27 protein-coding genes, 1 other RNA gene and 1 pseudogene are annotated in these 18,026 nt (G+C 46.1%); 25 read left to right on the top strand and 4 right to left on the bottom strand.

Features of this window, described 5'->3' with window-relative positions:
- Positions 1-51: 51 nt before the first annotated feature.
- The 5 genes and pseudogenes from pxpB (at position 52) to rpsI (ending at position 3,981) form a co-directional block, all read left to right on the top strand.
- The gene (gene pxpB / locus DW085_RS11905; RefSeq protein WP_022358506.1) at positions 52-780 is read left to right on the top strand and encodes a 5-oxoprolinase subunit PxpB; all 729 of its coding nucleotides are present in this window, start codon (positions 52-54) and stop codon (positions 778-780) included.
- A gap of 2 nt (positions 781-782) precedes the next feature.
- Positions 783-1,879 (top strand): annotated as a pseudogene (locus tag DW085_RS11900) (biotin-dependent carboxyltransferase family protein).
- A 36-nt stretch (positions 1,880-1,915) separates the two neighbouring features.
- Positions 1,916-2,725 carry a putative hydro-lyase gene (locus tag DW085_RS11895; protein ID WP_022358508.1) on the top strand — a complete coding sequence of 270 codons (810 nt, stop codon included), beginning with the start codon at positions 1,916-1,918 and terminating at the stop codon, positions 2,723-2,725.
- A gap of 403 nt (positions 2,726-3,128) precedes the next feature.
- On the top strand, positions 3,129-3,563 hold the full coding sequence (gene rplM, locus DW085_RS11890) for a 50S ribosomal protein L13 (RefSeq protein WP_107000767.1): 435 nt from the start codon (positions 3,129-3,131) through the stop codon (positions 3,561-3,563).
- A gap of 28 nt (positions 3,564-3,591) precedes the next feature.
- Positions 3,592-3,981: a 30S ribosomal protein S9 gene (gene rpsI, locus DW085_RS11885; RefSeq protein WP_022358510.1), complete on the top strand. Its 390-nt coding sequence runs from the start codon at positions 3,592-3,594 to the stop codon at positions 3,979-3,981.
- Between the two features lie 207 nt (positions 3,982-4,188).
- Here rpsI and DW085_RS11880 read toward each other — a convergent pair whose 3' ends face one another.
- The 3 genes from DW085_RS11880 to DW085_RS11870 all read right to left on the bottom strand — a co-directional run bounded on the left by DW085_RS11880 (position 4,189) and on the right by DW085_RS11870 (position 6,260).
- Positions 4,189-4,527, bottom strand: coding sequence for a hypothetical protein (locus tag DW085_RS11880; RefSeq protein ID WP_003506114.1), 339 nt, complete (start codon positions 4,525-4,527; stop codon positions 4,189-4,191).
- 13 nt (positions 4,528-4,540) lie between these two features.
- Positions 4,541-5,632 (bottom strand): tyrosine-type recombinase/integrase, encoded by a 1,092-nt coding sequence (locus DW085_RS11875; RefSeq protein ID WP_100932016.1) that lies wholly within the window; start codon positions 5,630-5,632, stop codon positions 4,541-4,543.
- 175 nt (positions 5,633-5,807) lie between these two features.
- On the bottom strand, positions 5,808-6,260 hold the full coding sequence (locus DW085_RS11870; RefSeq protein ID WP_069424311.1) for a hypothetical protein: 453 nt from the start codon (positions 6,258-6,260) through the stop codon (positions 5,808-5,810).
- Between the two features lie 71 nt (positions 6,261-6,331).
- Here DW085_RS11870 and DW085_RS11865 point away from each other — a divergent pair, with 71 nt between their 5' ends.
- A complete protein-coding gene (locus tag DW085_RS11865) occupies positions 6,332-6,529 on the top strand; it encodes a helix-turn-helix transcriptional regulator (RefSeq protein ID WP_004605235.1) in 198 nt (65 codons plus the stop codon).
- Positions 6,530-6,781: 252 nt separating this feature from the next.
- Here the strand turns inward: DW085_RS11865 and DW085_RS11860 are convergent, their stop codons facing one another.
- The gene (locus tag DW085_RS11860; RefSeq protein WP_118492914.1) at positions 6,782-7,162 is read right to left on the bottom strand and encodes a helix-turn-helix transcriptional regulator; all 381 of its coding nucleotides are present in this window, start codon (positions 7,160-7,162) and stop codon (positions 6,782-6,784) included.
- A gap of 151 nt (positions 7,163-7,313) precedes the next feature.
- On the opposite strand from DW085_RS11860, the gene DW085_RS11855 reads away from it, so the two are divergent.
- From DW085_RS11855 to DW085_RS11775, 19 genes are all read left to right on the top strand, one after another.
- Entirely contained in the window at positions 7,314-7,730 is a 417-nt protein-coding gene (locus tag DW085_RS11855; protein ID WP_118492912.1) for a hypothetical protein, read from the top strand.
- Between the two features lie 249 nt (positions 7,731-7,979).
- A complete protein-coding gene (locus tag DW085_RS11850) occupies positions 7,980-8,297 on the top strand; it encodes a hypothetical protein (RefSeq protein ID WP_004605244.1) in 318 nt (105 codons plus the stop codon).
- A gap of 1 nt (position 8,298) precedes the next feature.
- Positions 8,299-8,366, top strand: an RNA gene (locus tag DW085_RS11845) — hammerhead ribozyme type II.
- 16 nt (positions 8,367-8,382) lie between these two features.
- A complete protein-coding gene (locus DW085_RS11840; RefSeq protein ID WP_003506129.1) occupies positions 8,383-8,604 on the top strand; it encodes a hypothetical protein in 222 nt (73 codons plus the stop codon).
- Positions 8,605-8,609: 5 nt separating this feature from the next.
- A complete protein-coding gene (locus tag DW085_RS19190) occupies positions 8,610-8,771 on the top strand; it encodes a hypothetical protein (RefSeq protein ID WP_003506130.1) in 162 nt (53 codons plus the stop codon).
- 307 nt (positions 8,772-9,078) lie between these two features.
- The gene (locus DW085_RS11835) at positions 9,079-9,999 is read left to right on the top strand and encodes a hypothetical protein (RefSeq protein ID WP_039909304.1); all 921 of its coding nucleotides are present in this window, start codon (positions 9,079-9,081) and stop codon (positions 9,997-9,999) included.
- On the top strand, positions 9,996-10,787 hold the full coding sequence (locus DW085_RS11830; protein ID WP_118492911.1) for a lytic transglycosylase domain-containing protein: 792 nt from the start codon (positions 9,996-9,998) through the stop codon (positions 10,785-10,787). Before DW085_RS11835 ends, DW085_RS11830 begins: the two co-directional genes overlap by 4 nt.
- A gap of 110 nt (positions 10,788-10,897) precedes the next feature.
- On the top strand, positions 10,898-11,407 hold the full coding sequence (locus DW085_RS11825; RefSeq protein ID WP_118492909.1) for a VRR-NUC domain-containing protein: 510 nt from the start codon (positions 10,898-10,900) through the stop codon (positions 11,405-11,407).
- Between the two features lie 14 nt (positions 11,408-11,421).
- A complete protein-coding gene (locus tag DW085_RS11820) occupies positions 11,422-11,706 on the top strand; it encodes a hypothetical protein (RefSeq protein ID WP_118492907.1) in 285 nt (94 codons plus the stop codon).
- A gap of 172 nt (positions 11,707-11,878) precedes the next feature.
- On the top strand, positions 11,879-12,658 hold the full coding sequence (locus tag DW085_RS11815) for a ParA family protein (RefSeq protein WP_118492905.1): 780 nt from the start codon (positions 11,879-11,881) through the stop codon (positions 12,656-12,658).
- Between the two features lie 2 nt (positions 12,659-12,660).
- On the top strand, positions 12,661-13,209 hold the full coding sequence (locus DW085_RS11810) for a hypothetical protein (RefSeq protein WP_118492903.1): 549 nt from the start codon (positions 12,661-12,663) through the stop codon (positions 13,207-13,209).
- 23 nt (positions 13,210-13,232) lie between these two features.
- Positions 13,233-13,394: a hypothetical protein gene (locus DW085_RS19185; protein WP_182430875.1), complete on the top strand. Its 162-nt coding sequence runs from the start codon at positions 13,233-13,235 to the stop codon at positions 13,392-13,394.
- Positions 13,369-14,343 (top strand): DNA cytosine methyltransferase, encoded by a 975-nt coding sequence (locus DW085_RS11805; protein WP_118492901.1) that lies wholly within the window; start codon positions 13,369-13,371, stop codon positions 14,341-14,343. Before DW085_RS19185 ends, DW085_RS11805 begins: the two co-directional genes overlap by 26 nt.
- 25 nt (positions 14,344-14,368) lie before the next feature.
- Positions 14,369-14,764: a hypothetical protein gene (locus DW085_RS11800; protein ID WP_227056826.1), complete on the top strand. Its 396-nt coding sequence runs from the start codon at positions 14,369-14,371 to the stop codon at positions 14,762-14,764.
- A 14-nt stretch (positions 14,765-14,778) separates the two neighbouring features.
- Complete coding sequence (locus tag DW085_RS11795; RefSeq protein WP_243034017.1) at positions 14,779-15,096, top strand: hypothetical protein; 318 nt, start codon at positions 14,779-14,781, stop codon at positions 15,094-15,096.
- Complete coding sequence (locus DW085_RS11790) at positions 15,038-16,402, top strand: DUF3850 domain-containing protein (protein ID WP_118492897.1); 1,365 nt, start codon at positions 15,038-15,040, stop codon at positions 16,400-16,402. The genes DW085_RS11795 and DW085_RS11790 overlap by 59 nt, the downstream gene beginning before the upstream one ends.
- Positions 16,403-16,434: 32 nt before the next feature.
- Positions 16,435-17,013 carry a type II toxin-antitoxin system PemK/MazF family toxin gene (locus DW085_RS11785; RefSeq protein ID WP_347475079.1) on the top strand — a complete coding sequence of 193 codons (579 nt, stop codon included), beginning with the start codon at positions 16,435-16,437 and terminating at the stop codon, positions 17,011-17,013.
- Complete coding sequence (locus DW085_RS11780) at positions 17,010-17,597, top strand: hypothetical protein (RefSeq protein ID WP_118492895.1); 588 nt, start codon at positions 17,010-17,012, stop codon at positions 17,595-17,597. Before DW085_RS11785 ends, DW085_RS11780 begins: the two co-directional genes overlap by 4 nt.
- Positions 17,594-18,025 (top strand): single-stranded DNA-binding protein, encoded by a 432-nt coding sequence (locus DW085_RS11775; protein WP_003506157.1) that lies wholly within the window; start codon positions 17,594-17,596, stop codon positions 18,023-18,025. The genes DW085_RS11780 and DW085_RS11775 overlap by 4 nt, the downstream gene beginning before the upstream one ends.
- The last annotated feature ends 1 nt before the right edge of the window (position 18,026 follow it).

Raw genomic sequence — 18,026 nt, 5'->3', positions numbered from 1 at the left:
GAAAAGCAGAACAGGCAGGCGGGGGCTTCGTTTATCTGACAGGAGGTATATATGAGCGAGGTAAGATACCTTGTAGCGGGCGACAGCGCTGTGTGCGTTGAGTTTGGCAATGAAATCAGCCCGGAGATCAACAAGAAAATCCGCGCATTCAAGATTGCGGTTGAAAAAAGCGATATACCGGGAATTGTGGAGACGGTTCCGACATACCGCTCCTTATTAGTACATTATCATCCGGAAGTGATCGGATTCAAGGCACTCACAGAAAAATTTGATAAATTGATGGGTTCCTTATCCAGCATTCCGATCCCGCCGCCAACCGTTATCGAAATTCCGGTTCTCTACGGCGGAGAGATGGGTCCGGATATTGAAAATGTTGCGGAGCACAATCACAAGACCGTGGAAGAGGTCATCAAGATTCATACATCTGAAGAATATCTAATCTACATGATTGGATTCATCGCTGGATTCCCATATCTGGGCGGCATGAGCAAAGAGATCGCAACCCCGCGTCTGAAGAGCCCGAGAGTGAAGATTGAGGGCGGCTCCGTCGGTATTGCCGGTGAGCAGACCGGTATCTACCCGGTAGCATCTCCGGGAGGCTGGCAGTTAATTGGACGGACTCCGTTAAAACTCTATGATGCAGACCGCGAGAAACCAGTGCTTCTGGAAGCGGGACAGTATATCAAGTTTGCTGCAGTAACCGAGGAAGAGTATAAAAAGATCGAAAAAGAAGTCGAAGATGGAACCTACAAATACGTTGTGTACGATAAGGAGGTATAAAGATGGGCATTAAGTTTGCAAGCGGCGGATTCCTCACAACCGTACAGGACATGGGACGCACCGGCTATCAGGAGTCCGGTATGTCTGTATCAGGCGTTATGGATCAGCGTTCCGCAGCGATCGCGAATATTTTAGTGGGAAATGATGAAAACGAGGCGGTTCTGGAAGTAACCCTGATGGGACCGATGATGGAATTTACAGAAGACAATATTATCGCAGTAACCGGCGGCAATCTGGTTCCAAAGGTAAATGGAAAAGATCTTCCGATGTATCAGGCAGTTTTAGTACATAAGGCGATTCCATGAACTTTGCCGGTATGACAAGTGGAAGCCGCGCGTACATTGCAGTAGCAGGCGGGCTGGATATCCCGGTACAGATGGGCAGCAAATCCACCAACTTAAAGCTGAAAGTAGGCGGTTATCAGGGAAGAAAGATCGGTGGCGGGGACGAGATTGGTTTTGCCGCTCCGAAGACGACCCTTCCAAATATGAGAAAGAGAAAAGTGACGCCGGAGGACTTCTCCCAGACTGAGAAAACCATCCGCGTTGTCATGGGACCGCAGGATGACTGCTTTACCGAGAAAGGTGTAGAGACTTTCTTAAGCAGCACATATGCATTTACGAATGAGTCCGACCGTATGGGCTGCCGTCTCGAGGGCGAGGTCATCGAGCATAAAAATGGCGGCGATATTATCACAGACGGTATCGCCTTTGGTGCGATTCAGGTGCCGTCCCACGGACAACCGATTATCATGATGGCGGATCATCAGACCACCGGCGGTTATACGAAGATTGCTGGCGTTATCTCTGTGGATCTTCCGCTGGTTGCACAGTCCAGACCGGGTTATAAAGTACATTTCCAGAAAGTAACGGTTGAGGAAGCACAGAAGCTCTACATTGAGCAGGTGGAAAAACTCAAGGCACTCAAAGAAGAATTGGCAAAAGTACCGGAACCGTGCGGAGAACTCGATGCGGTGATTCAGGTAGCGGTTGGATGTGAATCGAAGAGATACTGGAATCCGATTGGAACCTACCGGGTTGTGATCGATGGAACTGAATATATGGTTGAATTAGAGGAAGAGACTGAAAGATTCAGATAAACCTCAGATGTATTGAAAGATATGGAGGGAACGTATATGGCAGATTATAGCAAAATGACACCACCGGAAGTATGGAAACTGATTCGGACTGGCGAGATTACCCGCCCGACGGCTGGCATGTGTGCCGGATATGCACAGGCAAATCTGGTTATCCTGCCGAAGAAGTACGCGGATGATTTTAAAGAATTTGCAAGAAAGAACCCGAAACCGTGTCCAATCCTGGAAGTCGTAGAGGGCACACCGGATATCCACGATATGGGCGAGGGCGCGAGCATCGTGACGGACATCCCGAAATATTTCATTTACCGCGACGGTGTGAAAGTCGATGAGGTGACAGATGTTTCTTCTTATTGGAAAGAAGATTCGGTTGCATTCCTGATTGGCTGCAGCTTCTCCTTTGAGGAGGCGCTTATGAAAGCCGGCATTGAAGTGCGCCATATCGCGCAGGGCTGCAATGTTTCCATGTACAAGACTAACATCCAGTGTGAGAGCGCCGGCGTGTTCAAGGGACCGATGGTTGTCAGCATGCGTCCCATGACCCCAGAAAACGCACAGAAAGCCAAAGAGATCACAGACCGTTATCCAAACGTACACGGCGGTCCGGTCCAGATCGGCGATCCGGCAGCGATCGGTATCAAGGATATTTCCAAACCAGACTATGGCGATCCAGTCGAGATCCGCGAGGGTGAGATCCCGGTATTCTGGGCTTGCGGCGTTACCCCTCAGGCAGCGATTGAAAATGCAAAACTTCCGTTAGTCATTACCCACGCACCGGGACATATGTTCATTACCAATGTCCTGAATACGGAGCTGAATGATTATCTGGAGGCGAAGAAGCAGAAATAGGCAGAATCGGTTCTGCCATTGCAGGAACGGTTTTATCGAAAAATAAGGTTTGACGGAGATTTCCCAGTCTCCTTCAAATAAATTCTCTTGAGAAAAGAGAAAAAGTTCATTACCAACCTAAAAAGCGGCGAAAAGGGAAGATGGAATCTGAGAGGAGGAAGTCTTCCTTTTTCATGTGTATCCCATGCGTATATCAGATGCATGGAATGAAACGAACTTATCTTGTAAATCCGGGGAAAAAACCTTGTATTTTCAAGGAAAAACCGCTTGACACGTCCGGAAGCGTGTAATATAATAAGTCAGTATGACATGAGTCAGGAAGATGTCGGCACCAAAGCCCCGGAGCAGGCATTTCATGATATAGTTAATCTCAATTATATGAAGTAAAACAGGAGGTCAACCAATGAAGAGTTTTATGGCTAGTCCAGCAACAATCGAAAGAAAATGGTATGTAGTTGACGCTACAGGATATACATTAGGTCGTCTTGCATCTGAGGTAGCAAAGGTATTAAGAGGCAAGAACAAACCGATCTTCACACCGCACATGGATTGCGGCGATTATGTAATCGTAGTAAACGCAGAGAAGATCAAAGTAACTGGTAAGAAGATGGATCAGAAAATCTACTACAATCACTCTGATTATGTAGGTGGCATGAGAGAGACAACCCTTCGTGAAATGATGGCTAAGAAGCCGGAGAAGGTTATCGAGTTAGCAGTTAAAGGTATGCTTCCAAAGGGACCTTTAGGAAGAAGCATGATTACAAAACTTCATGTATACGCAGGTCCGGAGCACGAGCAGGCAGCTCAGAAGCCGGAAGTTTTAGAAATCAAGTTTTAATTAAAGGCACTGGAAGGAGGAAACTATAATGGCTAACAAATTTTACGGAACAGGCAGAAGAAAAAAATCTATCGCTAGAGTATACCTTGTACCGGGAACCGGCAAGATTACTATCAATAAAAGAGACATCGATGAGTACTTTGGTCTTGAGACCCTGAAAGTGGTTGTTCGTCAGCCGCTCGTAGCAACCGAGACAGTTGATAAGTTCGATGTACTTGTAAATGTACGTGGCGGCGGCTTCACAGGTCAGGCTGGCGCTGTAAGACACGGCATCTCCCGTGCACTTCTTCAGGCAGACGCTGATTACCGTCCGGTACTGAAGAAAGCAGGCTTCTTAACTCGTGACCCGAGAATGAAAGAGCGTAAGAAGTACGGCCTCAAAGCCGCTCGTCGCGCTCCGCAGTTCAGCAAGCGATAATTCAACCGAATATCGAAAAAGAGCAACAGACCCCGAAAATCCAGTATTTTCGGGGTTTTCTTTATATTCTGAAAATCTATCAGACACCCTCAAAACACACGAAAATGTTCCGGTAACTAACAGGTAACACACAGGTAACTAACACGAAAAAAGGTGTCCTCCGTAGGACTTTGCGTGTCCTCCGTAGGACAGAAAAAAAAGACGGTATCAACCGCCTTTTTCAGTGCAATGGTCTATGATGCAAGACCGGACATCCTTTTTCGTGCGACAGTGGCAGGAATAACCATCCTTGAATATGATGTCATATCCGTCGTGCATGTTTCCAGTGATTCCGGAAATCATTTCTCTGTTCCTCTCTGCAATCTGCATCGTGTCAAACATTCCGCACTGGTCTTTTCTGACGAGGTCTTGCAGATACGCATTGACAGACATTCCCTTGTCATTAGCAAGAGATTTGATAATACTTTTCATTCCTTTAGGAACTTTCAACTCTATTCGTTCATAGCGTTCCCTATCAAAAGCCTGTTTATATTCTTTTCTATCCATCGGTACACCTCCATCAAATCAAATTGATTGCCTCAAGTTTGGTCGGGAGTTCAATGTGGGTGTAGACGTTTTCGGTCACACCCTGTCCTTTATGCCCGACAATTTTCTTGATGAATCTCTCGTCAACTTCCTTTTCGGTAAGGAGAGAGATGCAGGTGTGTCTTGTATCATGCGGGCGGTGTCCGTCATAGACAGGTTCTCTTTTCGTTTCATCAATGACGAATTTCCCGAAACCGAACTCAAGCATCAGAGGAATCCAGTAAGAATCATAATAATTCCGGTACTGAAAAGGTTCGTCGTCGGGTGTACAAATCAGATGGTCACATTTCCGGTTCATCCAGTATTCAAAGAATGGTACAATCTTTTCAGCAATGGGAACTTCTCTGATTCCTGCCTCTGTTTTGGATTCTTTCACATAGAACCATCGTTCATCAAGATGGATGTCCTTTTTCTCAAGGTCGAGGAGTTCACCGATACGGACACCGGAATAAATCATAATAAGGATGACGGTCACATATATGTTTGAATCCTTGCATTTCCACAGAATAGAAATCTCTTTCTTTGAAAAAGGTTTCCGGTTGTATGCGTTCGGATTTCCCGCCTTGCTTATATCAACGTATCTGACCATGTCTCTTTTATCTTGAGACACAATCTCGTGAATGACAGCATAGTCATACATGAGACCCCACAGGATTTTCAAGGTTTTAAGTGTGGGAGTGTTTTTGCCGGAGCTATCGACGACACTTTGCAGGTGATCCAGTTTGATGTCAACAAATCTCATTTTCCACAGGGGTTTCGATGTGTTAAAAGCAGCCTTGTAGCCATTCGTGTCCTTGATTTTTTCAAAATGGATTTCCGACCAATTCTCATATACTTCCTCGAAAGTAATAGTTGCATGGTGTAAATCAAAGGGGTCTTTATTGTATTCCGCTAATGCAGTGAGAGCCTCTTTGCGTGTCGGGTAATATCCGACGGTTATATATAATTGTTTTGATTTTCCGGTTATAGGGTCAATTTCCCACCCTTTTGTCTTTTTTGCTACATAGGGATTTCGTCGGTTTCCGGATAATTTATAGACCGACCCGAACCCGTTCGGTAGTTTCATTCAATCACCATCCTAAAAAAGAGTATAAAAAATAAAACCAGTGCAAAAAGCACGGTTTTATGGTAGAATGAAACAGGATTCGGATTCTATCAAAATGCTTTTTGCAGGGCATGAGATAAGAGATTCCACAAAGGCGATTCGTGTTGCAGCACGGGTCGTCTTTTTATGTGCAAATCTATTTTTCAGAGCGTTCTTTCACAATTTTCCGATACTTGCGACCGATGGCAAAACAGCCGACACCCAACAGGATGGCAGCAACACCGCCAACAGGAACAGCAAGCAGCAGGAGCAATCCCAAAAGCACAAGCACAACAGCGAGAACCATGAGGATAATTCCGCAGACATTATATGTCCGGTCGGAATATTCCTTTTTCACTGGAGCAGGTGCGTCATAGGATGCGGATGTGTGTCCGTTTCCGGATGATGCACTTTTCATCACATCAGAGACCCCGACGGTCGTTCGACTATACACTGCATTATAAGCAGCCTTTTTCGGGTCATTCACAATCCCCATTCCCTTTTTACCATAAAGAGGATTCACAGCCTTTTTGACCTGCCTCTTTACTTTTCCGGTAGTCCTTGCCTTTATGCTCTTTTTGACATTCGGTTTTCTGACACCGTATTTCATGCAAAACACCTCCATTCTTTTGGACAAATCTGTCACCTTGTACACTTTCCTTACGAAAGGAGGTGAGCAGGATGAAAGTTTTGTTATGGGAAACGAGAACCTCAAAAGGGTTCACGTTGATGGAGTTGGCGAAGAAATCCGGAATCGGAAAATCGACGCTCAACAACATCGAAAACGGTAAGGTGTCACCGACATTGTTTCAACTCGAAACGATAGCGATTGCACTGGAGGTCAAAATCACCGACCTGTTTGAATCCGAATACAAATAATTGTATCACATGACATGTTCCGTGAGCGGGAACAGGAGACGATTTCCACAATTATGGAAATGAACTCCGATATTTCCACAATCATGGAAATATGTGATATGATGTGTTTCGGAAAGGGGTGGTGTTCCCTTGCATTACAAAGAGACTATCATTGAGTTAGTCGGTAAGATACAAAGCGAAAAAGTCCTCAAGAGGATATATAAATTCGTTTTATATCTGTACACCCACGAGACTGGCAGTTGAAAAAGACTGTCAGTCTTTTTTGTTTTCTGCTCTTAAAGAAATGTAATAATCAACAAGTCTGTCAAATGCCTTGATGTCATCATCCGAGGCATACAAGAGCATTTTTATCATATTTTTGCGGGTCTCATTTTCACCCGCCATGATGCGGTCGATTCTTTCAAAAAAGTCATCGTCGGTCTCGACGAACATTTCTCCCTCCCCAGTCGTCAACCACATATAATCAACACTAAATTCACGACAGATCGCTTTTATATTTGCGTCGGTGAGAGAATTTTCACCTTTTTCTATTTTAGAAACCGCTGCCTTTTTGATTCCGAGCCTATCACCGAATTTTTCAAGTGTAAGACCGAGGGTCTTTCGCACTTCCTTGACACGCTCATTCTGCGTCATATAGTTTCACCTCCCTTGTTTTTCTCAAGCATATCACGGTAACTGACAAAAATCAATAAAAAAGTTTCCTCAAGATACAAAAAAGTATTGACAAAGTATCTGCGAGATATTATGATGTATCTACAAGATACAAAACAGGAGGAACAAAACAATGATGAAATCCGAATTTGAATCCCTTGCAGGTAGAAACGTAACAGATGAACAGTACAAAGCAATCGAGACATTATACATGAGTAGCAATCTTGAAAAAGCAGAATTTGTGAAAAGCATCAGAACAATGCTCAAGAGCATCCAGCAGCCGGAAAAGAAAAAGGACATCAAGAGAATGGCTGTGAGAGACCGGAGTGGTTACAGAAAGACACCGAACGGGTGTTATTACCATATCGAATACGTTGAACTGGTGGACATCGACATCAAAACAGGGAAATACATCATCAAGCCACTTGAGGACAAGGATTTTGAACAGTTGGCAAAAGACGGACACGATTTGGATTTGAACACATGGTTTGATTTTGATTATGAGGATTGCATCGACGAGAAGAAAAGACCGATTGAATTGAATTATTAAAGCCGAAACGGGGCAGCAGTCGCCCCGTCAGCGTCCGGATGGCGACCGACGCTCTGACGATGGCAAGCCGAAAGACAGCGTCAGAATACCGTGAGAAACATGGCAGCGGGTGAACTTGCTAAAAGGTTCATAGTTGGATGACAGGTTTTCGGTGACTTTTTAAGGCGAAAAGACACAACACGGTAAATTCAGCCGGAACAGAGGCGAGGTCATGAACAGACCGAGAGAGCCTCCACAGGAGGAAACAGGATGCAGGAAATGAAATATTTCAACGAGGGAAATGATTGCGACATCTGCAAAAACCAACTCATGACAGGACGAGACGGAACGGTCGAGGATTGCCGGAGGAGACAGAATGGGTTGTCATGCAGATTCGAGGAGCGTGACATTCGGACATGTCCGGTGTGCGAACATGAGGTTGATCGTGAGGATATGTATTTCACAAAGGATTGTCATGGAATCCCGTTCAGACTGGTGTGTGACAGATGCTATCAGAGAATCATGTCAAAAGGATATGACGGGGAATATTACACAGAGGCAGACGAACAGATTGAGGACGACTATTGAGAGCCGAAACGGGCAGCAGTCGCCCGTCTGTGTGGGATGACCGCCCACGCATTGACGAGGCAGGTCAGAACAGGAGGTCAGACGGATGGAAGTCGGACGTATATTGCCAACCGAGGCAGCAGTCATATTGAATGTATCACCGCAATTCATCCGAATAGCGATGCAGCAAGGGAAACTCCCTATCGGAACAGCGGTGCAGATGTCATCAATATGGACTTATCACATTTCGGAGAAACTGCTTGCAGATTATTCCGGAAAAGACATACAGGCAGAACTTGAGAGAATCAGAGGAAAGAGAGGAGCGTGACATATATGTCAAAGGATGAAAGAAAAGAAATGATTGAGAACATCGCAGAGCGGTTCACACAGATGGATGACGTTGACAAGTCCTATATTGCCGGATATATGGCAGGAAAACAGGAGGAACGTCAGAAATGGGAGCAGCAGGGAAAGACAGCGGTTGCAACAGCGTGAGGATGACTTGTGTTTGATACGGAGGGGGCGATTTACGAGGAATACACCTAAAAAATGAATATGCAGAGCATGAGAAAAAAGAGCAAAAAGAAAGGAGACCGTTGCAGCGGTCTCCCGTTTAGCAGTCTGTGTCAGACGCTTAAAACACTAAAAATATTATAGCAAATCTGACACCATATTGCAAGCATGAAAAAGCGGGAAAACCCCGTAGTTTCAAAGGGTTTTAGACCCTTTTGACGACCTTGTGATGGATAGTAACAAGTCGTTGAAAAGTATATATAAGGGCAGCAGGAGGAACGGTGTCAGAATGGCAAAGAGAAAGAAAGGGATGACGTTCATCCCGTATGACTATGAGGCAGCATACAACAAGAGCCTTGAGGATATGCACGAGTTCTTTGTTGAGCAGATGTTCAAGCAAGGGAAAAAGGTTGTATATGCACTCAAGGAGATACGAGCAGGAGACCAGTTCGAGGTTGAGATATATCCACAGTTCAAGAAAATGGATGAAGTACCTCCGGAGGGTCGGAGTATCAAAAAGGACAATGACAAGGCTCAAAGGAATCTGAATGACAAGAACGCAAGGAAATATGTGGAGCGTCTTATCAATGAGAATTTCACGGACAGGGATTTGTGGCTCACGTTTACATACGACAATGAGCATCTCCCTCCGGACGGAGACATCGACGCAGCAATCAAGAACGTGCAGAAATTCATCCGACGGGTGAATTATCAGAGAAAGAAAAGGGGTCTCCCGAACGCAAGATATGTCTATGTGACCGCCTACAATCCGACAGAGGAAATCCGGTGGCATCATCACATTGTCATGGATGGCGACATGGACATGGATGTGGTTGAGGGATGTTGGAAACAGAGCAGCAGGAACGAGGTTCGGAGGCTGCAAAAGGACGAGAACGGTTTGACAGGAATGGCAAAGTATATCGTCGAGGAAAAGAACAGGGTGAAATCGGAGAAACGGTGGAACTCCTCACAGGGATTGAGAGACCCCGACATCAAGGTGGTTCATTCCAAGAGACCGACAGCAAAAGCCGGAGGATATAAGAAAATCGGAACATACGTCGAGACCATGAGAAAAGGACATGAGCAGGTTCGTGAGCAGATGTTGAAATGGTATCCGGATTTTGATTTTACGGATGCGGGAATCTATTACAACGATTTCAACTCAATGTTCTACATACGGGCGAGAATGAGGAAACGGAGGCAGCAATGAAAGCAAAAAGAAAGAGAAGAATGAGCAGGAGGAGACGGGAACGGACATATATTGCGGTGATGGTATTACTGGCGATCGCTGTGAGCATAGGTCTGACACGCTCTGTCATGCGAGATGACAAGGAATTTGAGGAGTATGAGCAGCAGTCGCAGGAGTTCAATGCACGGATGCAGAGAATCGACGAGAAAAGAGAGGCATCCGGACAAAATGCAATGCTTGAGCAGGTGCGAACATGGCAGCAGGAGCAGGACACAGAACCGGACAAGTATGCAGTATTTGACACCATGTCGGCAGACTGGGGAGGCGAGGAGGATGGATTCGTGCTCTATGAGATACCGGAGGAATACAGTCGGACAGGTGGCTATTTTCCGGAAAAGATGCAGGTATATACATATTGCGTCTGCAAACAGTACGGGGTCAGATACGACCTTGTGATCGCTCTGATTGAGAAAGAATCCGGATATAGATTCGACAAGGTCGGGGATGACGGTCATTCAATCGGGTACATGCAGATATATGAGGAGTGCCACAGAGACAGAATGGAACGTCTGAACGTCACAGACCTCACGAATCCATATCAGAATGTGCTTGTCGGTATTGATTACCTGTCAGAACTGATTGAGAGGTATGGAACGATTCAAGATGCACTTGCAGCGTATAACTACGGGGAGCAGGGAGCAAAACAGCACCTATGGAAAAAGGGAATTTATGTGTATGACTACAATCAGACCATCATGAACCGGATGAAAGAAATTGAGGAGGAACTGGAGCAGGATGCAGGTGATTGAGAGGATTCTGCACATGTTGAGGGTAAAGGATTGCAGACATGTGTGTCTGTTCTGCGAATATTATGACATGTGCAAGCAGGAAACAGGGAGCAGGAAAGAGGTGAAAGAGAATGAACATGAAATATGCAATGAGAAGTGAGGACACAGAGCAAATCAATGTCGTGTCATGGGCGAACTGGAACATGAACCGCTATCCGGAATTGAAATGGCTGCATCATGTACCGAACGGAGGCAGCAGGAACAAGCAGGAGGCGGTCAAACTCAAACAGATGGGTGTCAAGGCGGGTGTATCTGATTTATGCCTCCCGTACCCGAAAGGACTTTACTGCGGACTGTACATCGAGATGAAATTCGGTGATAACAGGCAGCAGGAGACACAAAAAGAGTTTCTTGCAGATATGGCAGCAGCAGGACATTTTGTCGCAACCTGCTATTCAGCAGAGGAGGCGGTCAAGGTTATCGAGGAATACTGCAAATTGATGAATCACAAAATGGGAGATTGTGAAATTGTCATACCATTGGAAAACAGAGAGGCATTAAGAAATATAACAATGAGCATCCCGAACAACAGCATCCTCAAGAATGGTGAGGTCAAAGAGAGCAAACCGAGGAAGAAATGAGGAGGTGCAGCAGGATGACGGTCAAGGATATTATGACGTTACTTGAAAGTCCGGACAGGGTTCGGGTCATCAAGGACGGTGAGGAGATATACAATCAGTATTTCGCAAACATGGAGGTTGACAAGGACATCGTCGCACAGATAGGAGATGCAGAGGTCAAGAGGTTCAGAGCAGTTCCGGAAATCCGACACAAGAGATGGAGAGAATTGAATCTAATGCAGCCACTAAAGCCGGAAGAAACACCGGACTATTCTTTCAGAGATTTGCAGATGTGCATATATCACACAATCACGATATAGCGGGGAGGTGAGGACATGAGGAAAATCATAATCGTGGCAGCAGTCGTCGCCACAGCACTGGCAGCAGGATTCACGTTCGTCCTTTACAAAGTCGGTGAAGAAATGAACATGAACCGCTGCGGGTGGAGATAACAGGACAGTAACAAGAGGATAACAGGAGGAACAGGAAAAAATGAGAATTATTGCAGTAATGTCACCGAAAGGTGGAATCGGAAAGACAACGACATCGGATGCGATCGCTTACATGTTGGGAGAGGAGCAGGAGAAACGTGTTCTCATTCTTGATGGAGACCCGCAGGGCGATACATCCAAAACATTCGAGGCATACGAGCCGGAGGGAACAGGAATGAGTGAACTGCTTGAGCGTCATGTGAGCGTGGGCGGGTCATACCGCACAACGGACTTGATAAGACCGACACAGTACAGTCACATTGACATCATTCCTGCAAACGGGTACTTGATGCAGACTGACATGAACCTGCTGCTCAAGCAGGAGGCAAACCAAGTCACGAGGCTGCGGGATGCACTGGAGGAAATATCCGAGGCATACGACTATTGCATTTGTGATTGTGGTCGTCTGCTTGATATGGTGGTCATCAACATTCTACTGTCAGCAGAACTCGTCATTGCACCCGTAAAGGTCGGAGGATATGAAAACGAGGCGATTCACAATTTGCAGGAGCAGGTTGACGATCTCCGGGAAATCAATCCGGAACTCCGAATCAAGGGTCTTGTGACCATGAGACAGAAAAACAAGACATCACTGGATTTTGAGGAATGGATGAAAACCAGTTCCGGATTTGATATGTTTGTCACTCCGATTCGTCGGTCGATTGTAGCAGAAAAGGCATCCATGAAAATGGCAATCCTCCCACAGTTTTCAAAGAACTGCATCGTGTCACAGGACTATCGCAATGTGGTTCATGAATTACTCAAGGAACTGGAGGGATAGACATGACAGAGCATGAGAAAAGCCGGAAACATTATGAACAAAGTGGAACTTATGACCCGAACATGGAACATTTTGAAGAATGTGAAGTGAACTCCGGTGCATGGGTGCTCATAACAAGACAAATTCCGGTTGATGAAAGATGCAAACCGCATTTATTCGGAATATATTGGGGCATCCCGAAACAAGACAAATTCGACAGACAGGTTTGTGTGGTTCATACGACGGAAGATGTGACATTGCTCAATCACGAGTTCACGGTCATCGACGATGAAAGATTGAAAGTGTATCGTGAGGAGGGGTGGGAGTTACATGAAAATATGGCAGCAGCAGACGCAGGAATGAACACGGAACTAATAGAAAAAGGTCGGGCATTGTGCGAGGAGGAGCGTGAAACAATATGGGCGATGCAACTCGATGGATTAACAGAGACACAGGCTTGCGAGGAATATTTCTTGACAAAACACACGGAATACAACAATTTTTCGATTTGCTATATTCCGAATAAAGAGGTTTTTGCGGAGTGCGTCGCAGTATTCGGGGAGAGATATTGAAAAAGAGAGGAGACAGCAGAGGAATGAGCGGTTTTTGCAGATGGTACGGAAAAGACATGGAGGATGTCACAGAACATGAACAGGAACAGTGTGCAGAGAACGGTCAGAACTGCATAGAGTGTCCGGATTTGGTGATAAAGGAACAGGAGGCAGCAGGACATGAGCGATACAATACAGATTCTTGAGTTATTCGGAGGAATCGGTTCGCCCCGATGTGCATTGAGGAATCTGAACATACCGACGAAAGCAATAGACTATGTGGAGATCAATGAGAAAGCAGTCCGGTCATACAATTCGATGTTCCGTGAAGAACTAGCATATAAAACACAGACGGTCGTCGGGTGGAATCTAAAACCGGATATTTTGATTCATGGCTCACCGTGCCAAGACATGAGCATTGCAGGACATCAAGGAAAAGCGACGGGAGACGGAAGAATCAACAGAGGAAAAGGTTCGGACGAGGGGAGCGGAACACGTTCCTCTCTCATGTGGGAGACAATACATATCATTGAGAATATGGGAGAATGGCGACCTCGTTATGTGATATGGGAAAACGTGAAGAATGTGAAATCCAAGTACATGAGACCGAATTTCGACAGATACATGGTCGAGATGGAAAAACTGGGGTACACAAATAATTATGCGGTTTTAGATGCAAGAGAGTTCGGATTGCCACAGGCGAGAGAAAGAGTGTTCACGGTTTCTGTTCTGAATGGTGAAAAATTTGAGTTCGATGACCTCATAAGGACACCGATGCGAAACCTGCAAGAGTTCCTTGAGGATGACGTTCCGGACATCTACGATGTGACACAACCGTCCGTCCTTGCATGTATCGGAGGAAAAGGAATCCGGAGAGCAACGGTCATCAAAGATTGTGCATATACAATCACAACAAGACAAGACCGGACACCTGCACAGGTCATCGACCGAGGAGATGGACGGTATCGGTATTTGACAGAGCGTGAGTGTTGGAGATTGATGGGATATTCAGACGAGGATTTTGACAGGGCGAAAGCAGTTCAAGAGAGAAACGGGAAATATTACAAGGCTTTATATGACCAAGCAGGGAACAGCATCGCAGTTCCAATATTTGAGAGCATATTCAGAAAGATAATTTTGCAGGAGGTCGCATGAGAGCGACAGAAAGAGAGGATTGAACATGGGAAACATCATCAACACAGCACCGTGTCGATTCTGCGGACAGATGGTGCAGATTGACAGCGAGGAGAAATTGACACAGCCACAGGCAGAGGAACAGGCGACAATGTCCTGCACCTGCGAACAGGCGGTTGAGTATCAGAAAGAGAAACAGAGGAAAGAAAAGGCGATGCAGAACGTCGCTGCATTGTTCGGAGAGGCAGCAGCACCGGAAAAGAGATGCAGTGAGGGCATCGTGAATATTCTCAAGGCAGCAGTTGAGGAGATATACACCGGAGGACTGGCAAAGGTCACTCTGAACCTCCGAGGCGGGGTCAAAGCATCTATATCGCAGAATAGCAAAGGAGAGATAAACGTCGAGCGTACAGAGACCAAAAAGCAGAAATTAACAGAATAGGGGAGCGGGTGTGTGTGACCGAAAGAGAGATATGCGGGTCATTCCGGAGAGCAGAGAATCAAAAGCAACAGATTCAGATTTTGACGGAACTGACCTGCAAGAGTAAATATCAGATAATCGGTATATTGCTGCGGAATGGCGAGAAAGTACCGAAAAGCATTGAAAACCAGTTATACAAGAGACTGGATGCACTCGACGCACAGATTTTCGAGTGTGAAATGGAATACAAAGAAATCGTGACCGCATTGACGGGAGAAAACAGGAGGAAAGAAGATGGCAACAGGATTCAGCGTCATGGACGCACTGAACAAAAACAGCAAAGCAGGAGTTGACGAATCACCGAGAGCGAGATTCCGGACAAAGGACATTTCGATTTTCAAGATGTACCGGAACAAACTCAATTTCTATGATTTGGCAGATATTGAGGAACTTGCAGGAGACATCCTCATGTATGGTCTCAAACAGAATCTTGAGGTCGTATTTGAACCGAATGAGCAGGGCGAATATAGAATCGTGGCAGGTGAGAGACGGTGGCTTGCACTCAAGCACCTTGTCGAGCAGGGATATAAAGATTTTGAGATTGCGACCTGCAAACTGACCACACCGCAGGACGAGGACGAGGAGCAGGTGGAAATCATCATCGCAAACGCATACCGGACAAAGTCTCTCAAGGATGTCATCGAGGAGGAACAGCGTCTCAAAGCGTGTCTTGAGCGTATGAAAACGGATGGAAAGAAAATCAAAGGATATGACCTCCAGTCCGGTCGCCTCCGTGATGTTATCGCATCAATGCTCAAGATGTCAAAGACCAAGATCGCACAGATTGAGAGCGTCAACAACAATCTGATTCCGGAGTTTCGGGAGGAACTCAACAACGAGCGTCTCACATTCTCCGCAGCGTATGAGTTGAGTGGGATGTCTCCGGAGATGCAGCAGGAGGCACTTGCAAAATACAAGGAAAGCGGAGAATTGTCCTATACGGAAATCAAGGACATGAAATCACCGCAGAAACCGGAGCAGGAGCAGGATGCAGCAGGGCAGCAGGACACCGTGTCAGATTCAGACACAACAGGGCAGCAGTCATCAGAAAACAGCATGAATCCTCCGGAAGAAAAGAAAGCGGGCGACGATTATGAGACACCGCATCCGGAGGGAATCACATCAATCTGCTATTCCTGCACAGAATACGAGACCTGCAACGTAAAGACCGGAACATGTACCTCATGCGACCAGTACAAGAACCGTGCAGAGGCATACAAGACAGACGAGCAGAGATATAACGAGGAGCAGGATGCAATCGACCGTGAGACGAAAAAGAAACTCCGTGAACAGGCAGAGGAGGAGAAGATGAACAACCTCCCGTCAGACACACAGGAGAACGGTCAGAAAGTGCATCACATTAAACTGGGAGCGACATTTTTTGAGGAGGTTGCATCCGGAGAAAAGACATTTGAACTCCGGAAGAATGACAGAGGCTATAAAAAAGGCGACATCCTTGAGATGATGGAGTTCAAGGACGGAAAGAACACAGGACGCACCGTGAGAGTGCTTGTGACATATATCCTTGAGGAGTTTGCAGGTCTTGAGGACGGATATTGCATCATGGCAACATCACTCATGAAAGAGGATGCTGAATGATGGTGGTGGAATAAGGAGGAAAAAGGCAATGGATAACATCAGACGAGGAGAGATATTCTATATCGCACGAGGGGGGGGCGACGAACGGGAGTGAACAATTTGCGGACAGACCCGCAGTTGTAGTCAGCAATGACGAAAACAACAAGCACTCCGGAGTGATTGAGGTTGTGTATATGACGACGCAACCGAAAACAGACCTCCCGACACATGTGACCGTCCGCAGTACCGGACGATTATCCACAGTATTGTGTGAACAGGTATCGTCAGTATCGACCGACCGTGTGAATAACTACATCGGGCAGGTATCGGAGCAGGAAATGAAAAACATCGACATCGCTCTCATGATTTCCTTACAGTTGAGCGGTGGAGGAAAGACATCAAAGCAGTACAATGAGACGATTCAGAAACAGCAGGAGGAAATTGAATACTATCGCAACAAAATTCAAGCGATGCAGCAGTCGTTAGAAGAAAAGAAAACCGAAAAGCCACAGGAGGCAGCAGGAGAGACATCGGAGATTGTTGTGAGACTTGAGACCGAGCGTGACACATTCAAGGCACTATATGAGCAGTTATTTGAGAGGCTGCTGACTATGGGAGGAACAGGAAATTGAAAAAAGGGCAATTAAAAGCATTATTCATTGAGGCAAAGGGAACAGGTCAGAAATACATCGGTGTGATGATTCAGACAGAGGGCAGCAGTGAGCCGGAGGTCATCATCAATCCGAAAGAGAATTTCAATGCAAAATTCGACTATTACATGGCAGCGTATGACGATGATTTGATTCTGATTGCAGCAAAAGGGAAAAAGGACATCAGAATCACGGGAGCAGCAGCGGGAGCATCGTTCGAGGACATCCAGTCACAACTCATTGATGAAAAAGCGTCATCCGGATGGAAAGAACAGATTGCGGATGCGGTGGACAGGGTTGTCGATAAGATGCTGAAAGAAACTCATCCGGAAACGGAGGAGGAGAGACAGAACTGCGAGACCATGAGAGAGACAATCAAAGGAATGTTCCTCACGCAGAGACGTTCAAAGACAGAGGCAGCGTTCATCACCGAGAATATTGACAGATATGAGGAATTGTTTGAAATCTGCATGAATGGAGATGATGCACAGTTCAAAAAGGGCATCACGGAATTGCAGAAAGCACAGAATGAGTATATTTTGCAGAAAGAGAGGGAAAACGGATGAACAAGGTCATTTTGATGGGTCGTCTCACGAGAGACCCGAATGTCAGATATTCACCGAGAAATAATTCGCAGGAGGAAATGGCAATCGCACGATATACACTTGCGGTTGACCGCAGAGGAGCAAAAGACGGGCAGCAGTCAGCGGATTTCATTTCCTGCGTTGCGTTTGGACGAGATGGAGAGTTCGCAGAAAAATATCTCAAGCAGGGAACGAAAGTGGTTGTCACTGGACGGATTCAGACGGGGTCATATACGAACAGAGACGGTCAAAAGGTCTATACCACGGACGTGATTGTCGAGGAACAGGAATTTGCAGAGAGTAAGAAAGCAGCAGGGCAGCAGGACGGGAACAACGGAGGGTATTCGGACGCAGGTGACGGTTTTATGAATATTCCGGACGGAATCGACGAAGAACTCCCTTTCAATTAGG

This window comes from Clostridium sp. AF50-3 (assembly GCF_003477445.1).
Taxonomy (GTDB): domain Bacteria; phylum Bacillota; class Clostridia; order Lachnospirales; family Lachnospiraceae; genus Otoolea; species Otoolea fessa.
Note: the sequence above shows the minus strand (reverse complement) of the source record. Positions and strands in the feature narration are given on the sequence as shown.

Excerpts from the sequence above, each read along its gene's own strand:
- DW085_RS11805 (WP_118492901.1), top strand. The coding sequence starts at position 13,369 with ATGAGCGATACAATACAGATTCTTGAGTTATTCGGAGGAATCGGTTCG.
- DW085_RS11840 (WP_003506129.1), top strand. The coding sequence starts at position 8,383 with ATGGAAGTCGGACGTATATTGCCAACCGAGGCAGCAGTCATATTGAAT.
- DW085_RS11880 (WP_003506114.1), bottom strand. The coding sequence starts at position 4,527 with ATGGATAGAAAAGAATATAAACAGGCTTTTGATAGGGAACGCTATGAA.
- DW085_RS11850 (WP_004605244.1), top strand. The coding sequence starts at position 7,980 with ATGCAGGAAATGAAATATTTCAACGAGGGAAATGATTGCGACATCTGC.
- rplM (WP_107000767.1), top strand. The coding sequence starts at position 3,129 with ATGAAGAGTTTTATGGCTAGTCCAGCAACAATCGAAAGAAAATGGTAT.
- DW085_RS11825 (WP_118492909.1), top strand. The coding sequence starts at position 10,898 with ATGAACATGAAATATGCAATGAGAAGTGAGGACACAGAGCAAATCAAT.
- DW085_RS11790 (WP_118492897.1), top strand. The coding sequence starts at position 15,038 with ATGGCAACAGGATTCAGCGTCATGGACGCACTGAACAAAAACAGCAAA.
- DW085_RS11815 (WP_118492905.1), top strand. The coding sequence starts at position 11,879 with ATGAGAATTATTGCAGTAATGTCACCGAAAGGTGGAATCGGAAAGACA.
- DW085_RS19185 (WP_182430875.1), top strand. The coding sequence starts at position 13,233 with ATGAGCGGTTTTTGCAGATGGTACGGAAAAGACATGGAGGATGTCACA.
- rpsI (WP_022358510.1), top strand. The coding sequence starts at position 3,592 with ATGGCTAACAAATTTTACGGAACAGGCAGAAGAAAAAAATCTATCGCT.
- DW085_RS11855 (WP_118492912.1), top strand. The coding sequence starts at position 7,314 with ATGATGAAATCCGAATTTGAATCCCTTGCAGGTAGAAACGTAACAGAT.
- DW085_RS11875 (WP_100932016.1), bottom strand. The coding sequence starts at position 5,632 with ATGAAACTACCGAACGGGTTCGGGTCGGTCTATAAATTATCCGGAAAC.
- DW085_RS11860 (WP_118492914.1), bottom strand. The coding sequence starts at position 7,162 with ATGACGCAGAATGAGCGTGTCAAGGAAGTGCGAAAGACCCTCGGTCTT.
- DW085_RS11800 (WP_227056826.1), top strand. The coding sequence starts at position 14,369 with ATGGGAAACATCATCAACACAGCACCGTGTCGATTCTGCGGACAGATG.
- DW085_RS11810 (WP_118492903.1), top strand. The coding sequence starts at position 12,661 with ATGACAGAGCATGAGAAAAGCCGGAAACATTATGAACAAAGTGGAACT.
- DW085_RS11865 (WP_004605235.1), top strand. The coding sequence starts at position 6,332 with ATGAAAGTTTTGTTATGGGAAACGAGAACCTCAAAAGGGTTCACGTTG.
- pxpB (WP_022358506.1), top strand. The coding sequence starts at position 52 with ATGAGCGAGGTAAGATACCTTGTAGCGGGCGACAGCGCTGTGTGCGTT.
- DW085_RS11830 (WP_118492911.1), top strand. The coding sequence starts at position 9,996 with ATGAAAGCAAAAAGAAAGAGAAGAATGAGCAGGAGGAGACGGGAACGG.
- DW085_RS19190 (WP_003506130.1), top strand. The coding sequence starts at position 8,610 with ATGTCAAAGGATGAAAGAAAAGAAATGATTGAGAACATCGCAGAGCGG.
- DW085_RS11775 (WP_003506157.1), top strand. The coding sequence starts at position 17,594 with ATGAACAAGGTCATTTTGATGGGTCGTCTCACGAGAGACCCGAATGTC.
- DW085_RS11820 (WP_118492907.1), top strand. The coding sequence starts at position 11,422 with ATGACGGTCAAGGATATTATGACGTTACTTGAAAGTCCGGACAGGGTT.
- DW085_RS11870 (WP_069424311.1), bottom strand. The coding sequence starts at position 6,260 with ATGAAATACGGTGTCAGAAAACCGAATGTCAAAAAGAGCATAAAGGCA.
- DW085_RS11835 (WP_039909304.1), top strand. The coding sequence starts at position 9,079 with ATGGCAAAGAGAAAGAAAGGGATGACGTTCATCCCGTATGACTATGAG.
- DW085_RS11895 (WP_022358508.1), top strand. The coding sequence starts at position 1,916 with ATGGCAGATTATAGCAAAATGACACCACCGGAAGTATGGAAACTGATT.